The organism is Actinosynnema pretiosum, assembly GCF_002354875.1.
GTDB lineage: Bacteria > Actinomycetota > Actinomycetes > Mycobacteriales > Pseudonocardiaceae > Actinosynnema > Actinosynnema auranticum.
This window is the reverse complement of sequence record NZ_CP023445.1, coordinates 1207044-1221029: the sequence shown is the minus strand read 5'-3', so window position 1 is coordinate 1221029 and position 13986 is coordinate 1207044. Positions and strand designations below refer to the sequence as shown.

15 protein-coding genes and 1 tRNA gene are annotated in these 13986 nt (G+C 66.9%); 7 read left to right on the top strand and 9 right to left on the bottom strand.

All coding sequences use genetic code 11. The annotated features are described in order from the left end of the window. Positions 1-51 precede the first annotated feature (51 nt). Entirely contained in the window at positions 52-639 is a 588-nt protein-coding gene (locus CNX65_RS05580; protein ID WP_157767521.1) for a DUF3558 family protein, read from the top strand. On the opposite strand, the gene CNX65_RS05575 is transcribed toward CNX65_RS05580, so the two are convergent. Then, complete coding sequence (locus CNX65_RS05575) at positions 605-1792, bottom strand: MFS transporter (RefSeq protein ID WP_096491802.1); 1188 nt, start codon at positions 1790-1792, stop codon at positions 605-607. The genes CNX65_RS05580 and CNX65_RS05575 overlap by 35 nt on opposite strands. A 57-nt stretch (positions 1793-1849) precedes the next feature. Here CNX65_RS05575 and CNX65_RS05570 point away from each other — a divergent pair, with 57 nt between their 5' ends. Both CNX65_RS05570 and CNX65_RS05565 read left to right on the top strand, forming a co-directional pair. Beyond that, entirely contained in the window at positions 1850-2902 is a 1053-nt protein-coding gene (locus CNX65_RS05570; protein WP_096491801.1) for a LacI family DNA-binding transcriptional regulator, read from the top strand. A 116-nt stretch (positions 2903-3018) separates the two neighbouring features. Continuing rightward, positions 3019-3091 (top strand) — tRNA-Arg (locus tag CNX65_RS05565). A gap of 55 nt (positions 3092-3146) precedes the next feature. Here the strand turns inward: CNX65_RS05565 and CNX65_RS35985 are convergent. Further along, the gene (locus CNX65_RS35985) at positions 3147-3362 is read right to left on the bottom strand and encodes a hypothetical protein (protein WP_198320661.1); all 216 of its coding nucleotides are present in this window, start codon (positions 3360-3362) and stop codon (positions 3147-3149) included. Positions 3363-3484: 122 nt separating this feature from the next. Here CNX65_RS35985 and CNX65_RS05555 point away from each other — a divergent pair, with 122 nt between their 5' ends. Continuing rightward, the gene (locus tag CNX65_RS05555) at positions 3485-4306 is read left to right on the top strand and encodes a hypothetical protein (protein WP_232519710.1); all 822 of its coding nucleotides are present in this window, start codon (positions 3485-3487) and stop codon (positions 4304-4306) included. Here the strand turns inward: CNX65_RS05555 and CNX65_RS05550 are convergent. The 4 genes from CNX65_RS05550 to CNX65_RS05535 are packed head-to-tail and all read right to left on the bottom strand — an operon-like array spanning position 4303 to position 5815. Next, positions 4303-4620, bottom strand: coding sequence for a phosphotransferase family protein (locus CNX65_RS05550; protein WP_232519709.1), 318 nt, complete (start codon positions 4618-4620; stop codon positions 4303-4305). The two genes, CNX65_RS05555 and CNX65_RS05550, sit on opposite strands and share 4 nt — an antisense overlap. Positions 4621-4645: 25 nt before the next feature. Further along, positions 4646-5224 carry an aminoglycoside phosphotransferase/kinase family protein gene (locus tag CNX65_RS05545; RefSeq protein WP_157767518.1) on the bottom strand — a complete coding sequence of 193 codons (579 nt, stop codon included), beginning with the start codon at positions 5222-5224 and terminating at the stop codon, positions 4646-4648. A 22-nt stretch (positions 5225-5246) separates the two neighbouring features. Continuing rightward, positions 5247-5570 carry a hypothetical protein gene (locus CNX65_RS05540; protein WP_096497629.1) on the bottom strand — a complete coding sequence of 108 codons (324 nt, stop codon included), beginning with the start codon at positions 5568-5570 and terminating at the stop codon, positions 5247-5249. A gap of 5 nt (positions 5571-5575) precedes the next feature. Then, the gene (locus tag CNX65_RS05535) at positions 5576-5815 is read right to left on the bottom strand and encodes a zinc finger protein (protein ID WP_096491798.1); all 240 of its coding nucleotides are present in this window, start codon (positions 5813-5815) and stop codon (positions 5576-5578) included. Positions 5816-6020: 205 nt separating this feature from the next. Between CNX65_RS05535 and CNX65_RS05530 the strand changes: the two genes are divergently transcribed. Both CNX65_RS05530 and CNX65_RS05525 read left to right on the top strand, forming a co-directional pair. Then, positions 6021-6530, top strand: a complete 510-nt coding sequence (locus CNX65_RS05530; RefSeq protein ID WP_096491797.1) for an NUDIX domain-containing protein — start codon at positions 6021-6023, stop codon at positions 6528-6530. Positions 6531-6546: 16 nt separating this feature from the next. Further along, complete coding sequence (locus CNX65_RS05525; protein WP_096491796.1) at positions 6547-7758, top strand: helix-turn-helix domain-containing protein; 1212 nt, start codon at positions 6547-6549, stop codon at positions 7756-7758. 619 nt (positions 7759-8377) lie between these two features. Here the strand turns inward: CNX65_RS05525 and CNX65_RS35160 are convergent. From CNX65_RS35160 to CNX65_RS05515, 3 genes are all read right to left on the bottom strand, one after another. After that, entirely contained in the window at positions 8378-10036 is a 1659-nt protein-coding gene (locus tag CNX65_RS35160; protein ID WP_157767516.1) for a P-loop ATPase, Sll1717 family, read from the bottom strand. Between the two features lie 1239 nt (positions 10037-11275). After that, complete coding sequence (locus CNX65_RS05520) at positions 11276-11905, bottom strand: ATP-dependent Clp protease proteolytic subunit (protein ID WP_096491795.1); 630 nt, start codon at positions 11903-11905, stop codon at positions 11276-11278. Positions 11906-11960: 55 nt separating this feature from the next. Next, entirely contained in the window at positions 11961-12578 is a 618-nt protein-coding gene (locus CNX65_RS05515) for a ClpP family protease (RefSeq protein ID WP_012783716.1), read from the bottom strand. Between the two features lie 589 nt (positions 12579-13167). Here CNX65_RS05515 and CNX65_RS05510 point away from each other — a divergent pair. Then, positions 13168-13776, top strand: a complete 609-nt coding sequence (locus CNX65_RS05510; RefSeq protein ID WP_096491794.1) for a hypothetical protein — start codon at positions 13168-13170, stop codon at positions 13774-13776. The last annotated feature ends 210 nt before the right edge of the window (positions 13777-13986 follow it).

The following is a 13986-nucleotide window of genomic DNA, read 5'->3' as shown; positions in this document are numbered from 1 at the left end:
ACCGGTGAAGGCACCGGCAACCGCCGGACGGCTTCGACTACCTTGGGCCGGGTGAGACGCTCCCGATCGTGGCTCGCGCTCGTGGCGGCTGTGCTGACCGTCACGGGGTGCAGCTACTCCGTCAACGGCGCCCCGGTCGCGGCGCCCGGCGCCCCGTCCGGTTCCCCGACCCAGTCGACCAGGTCGTCGGCCGCGTCGAGCCCGACGCCGAAGATCGCCAAGACGCGCTCGGTGGCCGGGCTCAAGTCGTGCGAGCTGCTCACCGCGAAGGACCTGAAGGTGGTCGGCGCGATCGACGGCGCGCCCACCCCGAGGGACAGCGAGCTCCCCGGCTCCTGCCAGTTCATGTTCGACGACGGCTCGGCGACCCGCTCCAGCGTCGTGGTCGCGCCGTACCGGCCGTACTCGGAGTCCCGGACCAAGCAGCCCACCGGCCACGAGGAGGTCGTGGAGGGCAACTCCGCCTGGGTGTCGTGCGAGATGGACGACCGGGTGATGGTGTGCACCGCGACGCTCGCGGTGAGCGGCGACAAGAGCCTGCTGCTCGGGTACACCAAGAGCGCCGGGAACGCCGAGGAGATGACCGCGACGATGCTCGTGCTGCTCAAGACCGGGCTGGGGAAGCTCCCCGCCGCGTGACCTCGCGGTCGCGGGAGCGGCGGGCCAGCGCCGCCAGCGGCGCGGTGAGCGCGACCACGGCGGCCACCAGGCCCAGCGAGGTGGTCAGCGAGGACGCCTGGGCGATCCCGCCGACCAGCGGCGGACCGGCCAGGAAGCCGGTGTAGGCGATCGTCGTCACCAGGCCGATCTCGCGCTCGCCGCCACCGCCGTCCGCGCGCCTGCCCGCCTCGCCCGCCAGGTCCATGACCACCGGGAACGCGAACGCCAGGCCGAGGCCCGCGAGCGCGAACCCGCCGAAGCCCGCGGCGGGCAGCGGGACGAGCACGGCCAGCGCGAGCCCGGACGCGGCGACCAGCGCGCCGAGCTGGAGCAGCCGGTGCGGGCCGAGGCGGCGCTGGACGGGTTCGCCGAGCAGGCGGGCGGCGGCCATCGCGGTGGAGAACGCGGCGTAGGCGATCGCGGCGGCGCCGTCCCCGACGCCGCGCTCGGTGACCAGGAACAGGGCGGACCAGTCGGCGGAGGCGCCCTCGGCGATGGCCGAGCAGAGCGCGACGGCCGCGAGCAGCCAGAGCGCGGGGCGGCGCAGCGGGGAGCCGCCGGTGTCGTCGGGACGGCCGCGCTCGGGCGCGGCGCCGGGGACCGCGCGGGCGATCCAGGCCAGCAGGACCAGGCACGCGGCGGTGGCGACGAGGAAGTGCCGCAGCGGGGTCCAGTCCGCGGAGGCCGCCGCCGCGGCGCCGAGGGAGCCGATCAGGCCGCCGACGCTGAAGCCCGCGTGGAACTGGGGCATGAGGGCGCGGCCGGACGCGCGGATGACCGTGACGGCGGACAGGTTCATGGACACGTCCAGCGCGGCGTTGAGCGCGCCGACGAGGAGCAGGACCGCGCCGAGCTGGAGCGGTGAGCCGACCAGGTCGATCGCGGGCAGGACCAGGGCGCCGAGCAGGGCGCTGGCGAGCAGGACGGCGCGCGCGCCGACGGCGACGCACAGGCGGGCGGCGAGCGGGGCGGTGGCGGCGAGGCCGATGCTGCCGCCGAGCAGGGCGAGGCCGAGGGAGCCCTCGGTGGCGCCGATGCGGTCGGCGAGCGCGGGGACCCTGGCGGCCCACGAGCCGAAGACGATCCCGTTCAGGGCGAAGGCGGCGAACACCGCGAAGCGCTGGGTCGGCACGGGGTCCAGGGTGACTGAAGCGCTTCAGAAGAGCAAGGGCCGGCTAGTCTTGGGCGCATGGACACCGCACGCCCCCGCAGGCCCACCCTCGACACCGTCGCCGGTGTGGTGGGCGTGTCGCGCGCGACGGTGTCGAACGCCTACAACCGGCCGGACCAGCTGTCGGCGGCGCTGCGCGAGCGGATCCTCGCCGAGGCCGCGCGCCTGGGCTACGCGGGCCCGGACCCGGTGGCCAGGAGTTTGGCGACCAGGCACAGCGCGGCGGTCGGCTTTCTGCTCGGCCAGAGCCTGACGGCCGCGTTCTCGGACCCGGCGCTGTCGATCGTGCTCGACGGCCTGGCCACGACGGTCGACGGCCACGACCACTCGCTGGTCCTGATGGCCGGGAGCGCGGGGCCGCGCGCGGAGACCGTGGCGCGGGCGCAGGCGGACGTCGTGGTGGCGTACTCGCTGCCGGAGGACGCGCCGGGCCTGGCGGCGGCACGGGCCCGCGGCCTGCCGCTGGTGGTCGTGGACCAGCCGGAGGTGCCGGGGGTCGCGCGGGTCGGCGTGGACGACGAGGGTGGGGCGCGGGTGGCGGCCGGGCACGTGCGCGCGCTGGGGCACGAGCGGGTGGCGGTGCTGACGTTCGCGCTGCACACCGATGGGGTGACAGGTCTTGCCGACCGGGCGAGGTTGCGCTCGACGCCGCCCGGCGTGGCCGGGCGGAGGGTGCGCGGCTACCTGGAGGTGCTGGGCGAGGCGCAGGTGTGGGAGTGCCCGCTGAGCGACCGGTCCCTGGGCAGGGCGGGCGCCAGGGAACTGCTATCGCACCCCGACCGCCCGACCGCGCTGCTGTGCACGTCGGACGAGCTGGCGTTCGGCGCCCTGACGGCGGCGCGCGACCTGGGCCTGCGAGTCCCGGAGGACGTGTCGGTGGTCGGCTTCGACGACGTCCCGGCGGCGGAGCACGCCGAACCCCCGCTGACCACGGTGCGTCAGCCCCTGGCGGAGAAGGGCCGCCAGGCGGGTGAACTAGCGCTGAGCCTGCTGGACGGAGCGAGACCGAGCGCCCCGGTGAGACTCCCCGTTTCACTGATCGAACGCGCTTCCACCGCCCGTCTAACGTGATTTGCGCCACTTCCGGGCAATTTGATCACTCTTCCACCCCCGGAACGGAAACGGTGAGCGCTTCCCGGACGATGTGTCCGGTGGGGCCGACCGCACTGCTGCGGCACCGACCCCGAGCCTCCGTAGCTCAGTGGAGAGAGCGAGGGACTTCTAATCCCGAGGTCGCAGGTTCGAATCCTGCCGGGGGCGCATAGGCGCTGGTGAGACGAGTGCCGGGTGATCACAGATGGTGGTCATCCAGCACTTATCCAGTGGTTTCAGCGGAGGTCCGCCGACCTTCCAGCGCGGCGGCGGCAGCCCCGCCGACCGTCTTGCGCTGCATGTACACGTCCTGGGTCATGCTGATCTGGGCGTGCCCGAGGTAGTCCGCGATCTCCCGAGGCGTCGGCCCCGCCTGGGAGCTTGAGGAGATCGGATTCAGTGCCGGACTGAAGGCGGTCGGACCGGACTCGACGGCCACGGCCGCGGAGTACCTCGCCGACTCCTCAGCCGCCGTGGACCTGTTGGGCCCAGCTCACCGCAGAGGAGATCCACACCGGAGCCCCGGCAGCGGCGGCGATCCGGACGACCGCAGCGCACCTCATGGACCTGGACTTCCGGTTCGGCGGCGGTCACGTGCGCAAGATGCTGCTGTTCTACTTCAAGTCCGAGGTCGCACAGCTATTGGGCTGGAGCGCCTACGACGCCGGTCGGCACGCGGCGGCCCAGCGGTACTTCACGCAGGGCTTGCGCCTGGCGCGCGAAGCCGGTGACGCGGTGGTGGGCGGGCGGCTGCTGTCCAACCTCAGCCACCAGGCGAACTACCTGGGCAAGTTCAACGACGCCATCCAGCTCGCACGAGCGGCCCAGACCGCGACCCGAGGCGTTGCCACGCCCGCCGTGAACTCGATGTTCCTCGCTATGGAGGCCAGGGGACTCGCGGGCAGCGGCAACGCCAAGGAGTTCGCCCGCGTGCTGGCCGAGGCGGAACGGTCCTTCGGGCAGCACAAGCCGGAGGACGAGCCGGAGTGGGCGCGGTACTTCAACGCCGAGGAGCTGGCCGGGGAAGCCGCCCACTGCTTCCGCGACCTCGGCAGGGCCGAGGAGACCCGCCTGTACGCGGCCAGGGCGATCGCCCCCGAGGCAACCCCGCCGAGAACGCGGGCGTTCATCGGCATGGTCACGGCGGCGGGCGCCCTCACCAACGGCGACTTGGACGAGGCCGTGACGCTGGCCCTGGACGCCGTGGACCTGGCCGGGCCGCTGCAGTCCAGCAGGTACGTGCGCTACCTGACCGACTTCCACGAACGCCTGACCGCAGTGTGCCCGCGTCACCCGCTGGTGCTGCGGTTCGCCGAGGAGATCGTCAAGCAGTACCCGACGCTGCCCCTCGGCTCCGCCGTGGTGCTCTCACGGGTGGCCTAGAACGGCCGCCAGCCGCCGAGGTTCGCTCGGTCCCGCAGGGTTCCCATCCTGATCTCGTACTCCCTGGCGATCTCCGGGCTGTGCTGGGCGTTCTGCATGATCCAGGTGGTCATCTTGATCTCGTGCGCGGCCTGGAGCACCGGGAAGCCGCTCCAGTCGGTGACGTCGTACCCGTAGGCGTCGGCGAAGGCGTCGTACTCCTGCGGCGTCCACCACCCGGCGGTCAGGTGCTCGGTGGCGGTCAGCGCCAGGTCCCATTCCGGCTGTCCCCAGGCGAACCGCTCGAAGTCGATCAGCACCGGGTTGTCGTCCACGATCATGAGGTTTTGCACGTGGGCGTCACCGTGGACCGGGGTGGCCGCCAGGGGGGTAGGCGAGCCCTTGAACTTCTTGGGTCAGCTCGGTGAACCGGTCACGAAGGAACCGCTTGTCCGCCTCCGGGATCGGTGCCGACTCGACTCGTTCGAGCACCCAGGCCATCGGCTGCTGAGCGGGCAGGGAGAAGTCCTTGGGCGCGTTCAGGGCGTGCACCCGGCGCAGCAGCCGACCGAGTGCGGCGACGTCGCTCTTGCCACCGTTGCGGCCGTCCAGGTAGGCCCAGAAGGTCACCGGTCGATTAGCGGCAACAACCGGTTGGGTGAAACCGGGGAATAGGTGGGTGACGGGGACGCCATTGTTCGCCAGCCAGCACGAAACAGTGACCTCCTTGACGGCGTCCGCCCACCGCGCCATGTCGCGCGCGACGCGCACAACCGCCCCGCTACTGGGGAGGTGAAAGAGGGCGTTCTCCCCGAGGCGCAGCGGCACGGCGTCGGCGCCGTCCAGCTCAACCAGGTCGCACGCCGCGCGCAGCGTGGTTTCAGCGGATTCGAGGGTGAGTGGCGGGTTCTCGTGCTGAGCGTCGTTCACTGGCACCACCAGGTCAGGTTAGGGGGCGTGGTCATCGGTCGCCGTTCGTCGGGGCCGGGCCGGTTCTCGCGGCTCGCTCTGTTCGCTCTTGGTCAAGCCAGAGCAGGTGCGCCTTGAGGTTGTCGGGTGCGGCGAAGCGCTCGTACAGCGCCAAGGCGTGCGCGGCGTCCTCGGAACGGGTGTGGTGGCCGTCGTCAACGTCGACGGTCTCGGCGTGGTCATCGAAGGCCAGGCCGTAGGCGGCGATCTCGCCGTCTTCCCGGTCGCCGATCTCGTAGGCGATGGCGAACAGTCGCGGGGCCTGTTCGCGCGCTTCCTGCTTGAGCCAGCGGTGGTAGTCGCCCTGTCCGATCATGCGGGTCACGTCCTTCGGATGCTGAAGTCAGGCCGGGGGTAGGTCGGGATGCCCTCGTGCTCACGCCAGGCGGTGTCGCAGCTCTGGCAGGTCGGCCAGCAGCGCGCGAGCACGGGCAGTGGTCCAGCGGGCTTGGGAACGTCGACCCCGCAGAGGGCTTGGGTGTCGTCACCGGGGTGGCTGTTGATCGATATGGCGTGACGGCCACCGTCGTGCGGGATCCACTTGAACGGACGGTGGCCCATATCAAGCTCCAGAGCCAGCCGTGAAGAAGAGCGTGTTCACTACCTGACCTCACCTATGCGGAAACCGATGCAGGTAATGAGTTTCGGTTGCGCAAGTTGGCCAGAAAACAGCGTCAAAAGAGGTATTCCAACGCATTGACTCGCCCAACTCTGCCTCTCAGGCAGAGAACAAGGCAGCAGGCCCGAGCGGGTAGCCTCACGGGCTGTGGACCTGTTGCCGTACGCCGAGTACGCCGCATCGCTCAACCGCAAGCGCGCCAGTGCGGGCGTGCTGCTTCACACCCCGGACGGCCGGGTGCTCCTGGCGGAGACGACCTACAAGAAGTCCTGGGAGATCCCAGGTGGAGCGGTGGACGCAGGCGAGCCGCCGTGGCGCACCGCCCTGCGCGAGGTGCACGAGGAGATCGGCCTGAGCCTGAACCTCGGCACCCTACTGGTGATCGATTACGTGCCGACCGAAGAACCGATGCCCGAAGGACTGGCGTTTGTTTTCGACGGCGGCACGATCAGCGATGATGAAGTGGCACAACTGGAACTGACCGATCCCGAAATCCGTTCGGTCGGGCTGTTCACCCTGGACGAGGCCCGCCCGTTGGTCGACCCGGTGCTAGCAGGCCGGATCGGTGCGGCCCTGCACGCGATCGCCACCGGAACCCTCGTCTACTGCGAGTCCGGCCACCCGATCTCGACAACCGCCACAGCCGACCCGAGCTGAACGGAGCCCAGCCGCCGTGACCGCTCCCCTGTCCGAGAACCTGGCCCGCTTCCGCAAGGCCCGCAACCTCTCCCAGGAGGAACTGGCCGCAGCCGCGTCGGTTGGAGTGGACACCGTGGGCCGGATCGAACGCGGGGAGCGCCGCACCACCCGCCCCAGCACGATCGTCAAGCTGGCCCAAGCGCTCGGCGTGTCCGCCGACTCCCTGTTGGGCCTGCCCGTCCTCAACCACACCACTCAGCACCACCAGGTAGCCGAGCTTCGCCACGCGATCACCGCGAGCGCGGACATCCCAGGCTTGGACGACTTCACCGACACGGACGAGGTCGCCGACATGACGACCTTGTCCACCACGGCCCACCGAGCCTGGCGGGCCTACGTCGACGGCCGCCACGCCGAACTGATGCACACCCTGCCCATCCTCCTGGCCGACGCCCGCCGCCTGGTCCACGCCAGCACGGGAGACCAGAAGGCAGCAGCCCACCGCCTGCTGTCCACGTCATACCGCTTGGGCGCCGGTATGGCAGGCCGCCTGGACCTGGACGACCTGGCCTGGACATCGGCGGAACGAGCCCTAAACGCCGCTCGCCACTCGGACGCCGTGGAGATGGAAACCGCGATCTCCCTGCGCTACCTGGTGTGGACCCTGGTCCGCCAAGGCCGAGTCGCCGACGCCGAACACGTGGCCGCGAAGGCTGCTGAGCAGATCGAACCGCGGATGCTGGACCGCGACCCGAACCGAGCCGGGATCTTCGGCAACCTCATCTTCAACGCCGCCAGCGCCGCCCTGCGCTCAGGCAGCAATGGCCGGGCCGAAGACCTCCTGGCCGTGGCTCAATCAGCAGCGGTGAGGGCAGGCCAGCACACCGCAAGCGAAAGCGCGATCTTCGGCCCCCGAGTAGCGGCCTTCCAGATAGTGGACCTGGCAATGCGCTTGGGCGATCCGGAAACGGCCCTGCACCTGGCAACCCAAGTCCCCGAGGCACGCGGCACCGTGCCCGCCTTCTGGGAGTCCGGCCACCGCCTGCACCTGGCCCACGCCGCCGCTCAACTACGCCGCGACCAACTCGCCCTGCGCTACCTGACCGAGGCCCGCGACCTAGCTCCAGACTGGGCCGCCGCTCAACCGCTCGGTGCCACCACGATGCGTTTGCTGCTGGACCGCGCAACCCGACGTCGAGGCGCTGCTTTCGCCGCCTTGGCAGCCCACTACGGCGTCACCCCGTAGCACCTTGGCCGCTCATCCAGCCAGCGGCAAGTGTGTTCAGAGTTTCTTTACTTGTTCAAGGCGGCCCCTCCGGGGGCCGGGCCGTTCGCGCCTGAAGCCATCGTGGAGTTCGGCCCTCGGACTGTGTTGTCCGCCGTGCCCAAGCGGGCCTAGCGGCCCGCGGGCACGGACGGCAAGGCACCGAGAGCCGTCCACGACGGCACAAGGTAACCGTCCCCCGCAGGGGACCGCGAAGTCCCTATGTTCTCTCGTCGCCCCCGGAGTGGTCCGCTGCATGGGGCTGGGGACGAGCGCAGACGGGTCACCTCGTCCTACAGGTCGGGGCGCTCGGCTGTCGCGCCTATGGACAACTCAACGCCTTGACGGCGTCGACCAGCCCATAGGACTTACCAACGTAGGCACAGTCGAAAACATTGGCAATAGATTAATTCCACGTCGCCACCCATCAGACCATTGGTCAACTTTGCCACCTGAACAGCCACACCCTGCACATGCTCCGACCGCCTAAACCTGTCGCTTTCATCGATCAAGAAAATGATCAGCCAAGCAATTCCACTTAGCCTAAATATCTATCTTCAATGTTCAGTCGTTCGCACAACTAGAAACAATAGATAGGGCTTTAGTTGTTATCAGGCTTGATGTCAAGCGCGGCACGAAAAGCAGGATGAACGAGAAAGTGGCTCACATCATCAAAGGCGCTTGACCGATCCAAATATCCCGGAGCTTCGTAAGAGTAGAACGGTTGACCGGCAGCCTTCTTAATGCATCCAATAAATCCAATATCATAGAATAGCTTCGTCAATGGTCGATATTCAGCTCCAAGCAAATCTTCACCGCCAAAGCTGTTCCAAATAGGAGCAGAGAGCTCGGTCATCCAGACCGTGCCCATAAACCCTTGGTCAGCTGGAAGAAGAGCTACATCATCGAGTTTCATGAAATACTCTTCACGCGACATCTTTGTAGACGAACGCTCAAATACATAAAACGCTTTATCTATTTCTGGAAAGGTCGGCTTCCATTCATCACGGAGCGCCAGGAGACGGTCTCTGGAGTAAGCATTCTCTGCATCATGAATATGCTGCCACGTTAGACGATGGTTGCCCGCAGACAAGGTGAAGCACTCGTTAAAGTAGGCCACTACATCACGCGGCCTCAGCAGAGTTCGACGCAAGATATATTCAAAAGCGCTACCCCGTGCCTTATTGGTGGCAGGCAGCAGGTCTTTGATTGAAGTGACCCCCTGGAGTCCACGCATTTTCGCCGCAGACGCGACCCTGACCCCAACCAGCGCTTCCAACTCCTTGGGAGTCCAGCGCATGGTCATATTTACGGAACGAAATTTCTCCTCCTGCCCCCCCATTCGTGTACCGAAATCAAGCTGCTCAAATATATTCGTCCGCAATGCCACGAGAACTTTCAGATTTTGAACGCGCATCAGATCAAGCACAGCCCTAAAGAGGCATCTAATGAGCGAATTAAGGATCTTCTCGTCGACCCAATCTCGATCAAGGTCGTCAATAACGACGTAGGTAAAATGCTGGGGCGAGTCCAAGATGTCGTCATTGAGTACCCCGATCATCTTATTCAACCGAGGAAGCTGCGTTTCGTTGACGATGCGCTGGAAACGCTCAGCCTGCTGAGCCTTAGTTTCACCCCCACGCATCGAAGTGCCACCGGCCGTGGCGTTTACATCCCCGACAGCGGGAACAGAGATTTTTCCGCCAGCCTCCCGCTTTATCTGCTCCTCAAACTTAGTTGTGATGTCCCGAACACGCTCGTCAGTCTCACACCAAAATTTACCATCGAAGTCATTGAGGTACTCCAGCGCAGCCGCCTTACTGCGATCTTTGCTGATCCTGTCACGCAAGTTCTGAAAGAAGTTCTGTTTTGCTGCCGGAGAGTTCACCTTGTATCTATGACGGATGATCTCTACTAGCAGCACGTGCTTCCACAAGGCAATAAAGAACGGGTCGAGATGAACTTCCATCTCAGCCAAGAATTTAACTACCCCGAGATCGGAAATATAAGGAAGGGACAAGTCTTCGGGATTAATGCGAATCACATGATCCGCATTCTCTTCTTCAATCCGTTGAAAGAGAGCAGATTTTCCACTTCCCGTGCGTCCAATAATGAAACATCTAGAATCATCCCGCGACGCCAGAGCCGAGTACTGCACAGAACGAAAGAAGGCGTGTTGCAGCAGCGGATCCGCCTCAGCCTGTGACCCTCCAAGATTGAAGTCGTTCGCGAGAACCCTCTTGGGTTGAGTCTTGGCCACAAGAACTCCGATCAACTAGGCAACAGATCCCGTGAAACACATATCGACCCAAAGCAGACAAGTGTTACATACGTCACATCACGGCTTCAGTACGAACTCCAGAAAGTTGACACTGGTCCACCCTCCCGCTCCTGGACTGCAGAACTCACGCGTCACCCCACCTGGAAGGACTGCTGAATTCAGCACTATAGGATCAAGGCGCGCTGCATGTGGCGGCGCGTGACGGGGCGGGCTTCATTGGCATCGACTCCCCGCATGGCGGGACGATGGGCTCCCGTTTCGACCCGCCCGTCGGCCGCGCGCGAAGTTCGGTGTAAGCGGCTGGGAGGGCAGCGCGCCAGCCAGTAGCCACAGAACAGCTCCCAGCGCCCATACACGAGACGATCGCGCGGCCATGCGGTTGGGCGAGCTGGGCACGGCGATCGACTGCCGCAACGGCTTCGCCGTCTTGCCAACGGGTCATGGCGGCACATGGATATGCGATGAGCGCTGGTCCGTCACAGCCGCTGAACGACCACAAGCCGAGTCATACTAGCTGCGGTTGAGAGCAAGATCAACACCATAGGTTACCCATAGAGAACGACGGCGAACGACCAGCATCGCCTGTCCACTACGCCCGGTTGGAGAGTCGGATCATGCAGATAGACGCACGTGTCGTGCACTAACCCCAGACGACAAGCAACGTCGTTTGAAAACTCCGGGTTTAAAGATCAAACCTTCTGTTTTGCAAACTTCTTCGGCAACGCCATTGACATGTGACACTCCAGCACTTCCGTTCCTATTACCTGCTCGCAAATTTAGTAATGGTGACCGACCACGGGCTCGCTAGTCGACTATTAAATGAAGCAAGATCATCTCCATGCTTTACCCAGGTGAAACGACAGCGGATGACCACCGGGAACCCTAGACACCAGCAACCGCAAGCACTCCATAACCGCAGGTGAGAGCAGGTTTCACACAGCCCCGGCAGGCGACCACAGACGCCTCGCCCTAATCCCGAGGTCGCAGGTTCGAATCCTGCCGGGGGCGCTTCGGCGCTGGTGGTGGCACCGGGCATGATCACTTGAGTGGTCAGGGCCGGTGCCATCCATGCTCTACCCAGGTCTTTCGCCTGCACAGATCCGACCCGTTCAAGCGCGCCCGGCACGACGGGAGCGGCGTGCGGCGTGGGCTCGGCAAAAGCCAGCGCCCGGCCGGCTCCGAGGAGCCTGCCGGGCGCTCAGCCTGGAGGTGGAGGGGTCAGCGCTTCGCCGACAGCTTCCGGTACGGCATGACCTCGTCGATGATCCCGTACTCCTGCGCCTCGGTGGCGGTCAGGATTCGGTCGCGGTCGATGTCGGTGTGGACCTGCTCGACGCTGCGGCCCGTGTGCCTGCTCAGCGCCTCTTCCATCTGGGTGCGCATCCGGGTGATCTCCGCCGCCTGGATCTCCAGGTCGGAGACCTGGCCGCGGACGCCGCCCATCGCGGGCTGGTGGATCATCACGCGGGCGTTCGGCAGGGCCGTGCGCTTGCCCGGCGTGCCCGCCGCCAGCAGGACCGCCGCCGCCGAGGACGCCTGGCCGAGGCAGACCGTGCGGATGTCGGGGCGGACGAACTGCATGGTGTCGTAGATCGCCATCAACGAGGTGAACGAGCCACCCGGCGAGTTGATGTACATGTAGATGTCGCGGTCCGGGTCGTCGGACTCCAGCACGAGCAGCTGGGCCATCACGTCGTTCGCCGAGGTGTCGTCCACCTGCACGCCGAGGAAGATGATGCGCTCCTCGAACAGCTTGTTGTACGGGTTGGACTCCTTGACGCCGTAGCTCGTGCGCTCGACGAACGACGGGAGCACGTACCTGGCCTGCGGCAGGTGGTTCGGGTTCATCTGGGTGTCCCCAAGGCGGTCGGCCGGCCGAGCGGCCGGTGAGGTGGGCTCCGGGTCAGCTGACCGACGAGCGGGTGAGCTCCTCGCGGTTGAGGATGTGGTCGACGAAGCCGTACTCCAGGGCTTCCTCGGCGGTGAACCAGCGGTCGCGGTCGGCGTCCGCGGTGATCCGCTCGAAGGTCTGACCGGTCTGCTGCGCGGTGATCTCCGCCATCTGCCGCTTGGTGTAGGCGAACGCCTCGGCCTGGATGGCGATGTCGGTGGCGGTGCCGCCGACGCCCGCGGACGGCTGGTGCATCAGCACGCGGGTGTGCGGGAGCAGGTAGCGCTTGCCGGGCGTGCCCGAGGACAGCAGGAACTGCCCCATCGACGCGACCATGCCCATGCCCCACGTCTGCACGTCCGGCTCGATGAGCTGCATGGTGTCGTAGATCGCCATGCCCGCGGTGACCGAGCCGCCGGGGGAGTTGATGTAGAACTTGATGTCCGACTTCGGGTCCTCGGCGGACAGCAGCAGCAGCTGCGCGGTGAGCCGGTTGGCCACCTCGTCGTTGACCTCGGAGCCCAGGAAGACGATCCGCGACCGGAGAAGCTGCTCGAAGACGGAGTCGGTGAGCGTCATGCCGCCGGTCGACGCCATGCGCGGCAGCGTGAGGTTGTTCCGTGCGTTCATGATCCTCGTTACCCCATCCACGGTGTTGACCGATCTTGCGTACCCCGACGATATCGGAGAGGTGGGCGTGCCCCCGGTCGACGGGGCGCGGTGTTCGCTGACAGCGCATGGCGGTGCCGCTCCGGGTGACCTGCGGCGCTCCGGGGGTCGGGTGTCCGGGCGCCGCGCGGGGACCCGCTGGATCATGGCCCCGACGTCGGCTCGCCGCCACCGGTGACCCGCGATCGGTCGTCGCGGAGCGTGTCCGATGTGGACGGTCGGGTGCGGGTTTTTTCACACCGGAGAGTGAAAACTCGACGGTCGGGTGAAGCGGGTCGGCGCTTGCGGCCGATGGCGGCGGGGCCGGCGTTCCCGCTCCGCGGCGCGGCGCGGGAACGCTCGGGCGGCCATCGCGTGACCGGACGCGAGGTCGTGCGCGCTGCCGGGACGGTGGTCGTGCGTGTGGCTTCACCCGGATGGGTCAAGTTGGCCTGTGCGGGCCGTTGTCGCATGTCACGAGCCTGATGAGGACCCGATCGGGGCACCGTTTTTGTCGGTGGTCGGCGGTAGAATCGAACAGTAGTTCGACCAGCTGCGAGGGGAGCCAGCCGTGGAGCCGGTCAGCGTCACCGCCCTGTCCTTCACCGAGTACGCGATGAGCGGTCAGCGTGGCCGCATCAACATCGTTTCCGAGCAGCGCAGCATCTACCTGGCGGTCGACCAGTGGGTCTGCGGGTTCTACAACCCGGTCCGTGCGGCGATGCGGCGCGCGGCCAACTCGACCGACCCCGCCGCGGAGCTGGACGCCGCGCTCGACGGGGCGACGCGCAGCGGGCAGCTGCGGGCGTTCGGGGAGATCAGGGACGGGTTCCTGCCGTGGCTGCGGTCGACGCGGGCGACCGGGGTGGCGATGCCCTCGGCGGTGTGGCGGTCGGGGGACCTGGAGCTGCGGGTGCGGCCACAGCTGGGGCTGCGGTTCCCGGACGGGTCGGTGTCGGCGGTGCTGGTGCACTGCAAGGAGCAGGAGATGACGCAGGAGGCGGCGAACGTGGGGCTGCGGGTGGTGCAGCAGGCGTTGCCGGGGTTGGGGGCGCTGGTGCTGGACGCTCGGCGGGGGCGGGCGTTCCGGTTGTCGCGGCGGACGAACCTGGCGAAGTTGGACGCGTTGATCGCGGCCGAGGCGGCGGGGTACGTGGTGCATTGGCGGATGAGCGCGTGAGGGGGTGAGGGGGTAAGGGGCTGCGGGGGCGAGAGGGGCTGGGGGGTGAAGGGCTTGGGGGGGCTGAGCGCGGGATGAGCGGGTGAGGGGGTGAGCGCTGGAAGGCCGGGCGACGCAGCGGGAGAAGGGGAACGCCCGGAGGTCGGCGGGCACAACAGGACGAAGGTGAACATCCGGCGGTCGGCGGGCGCAACGGGCCGAAGTGAGCAT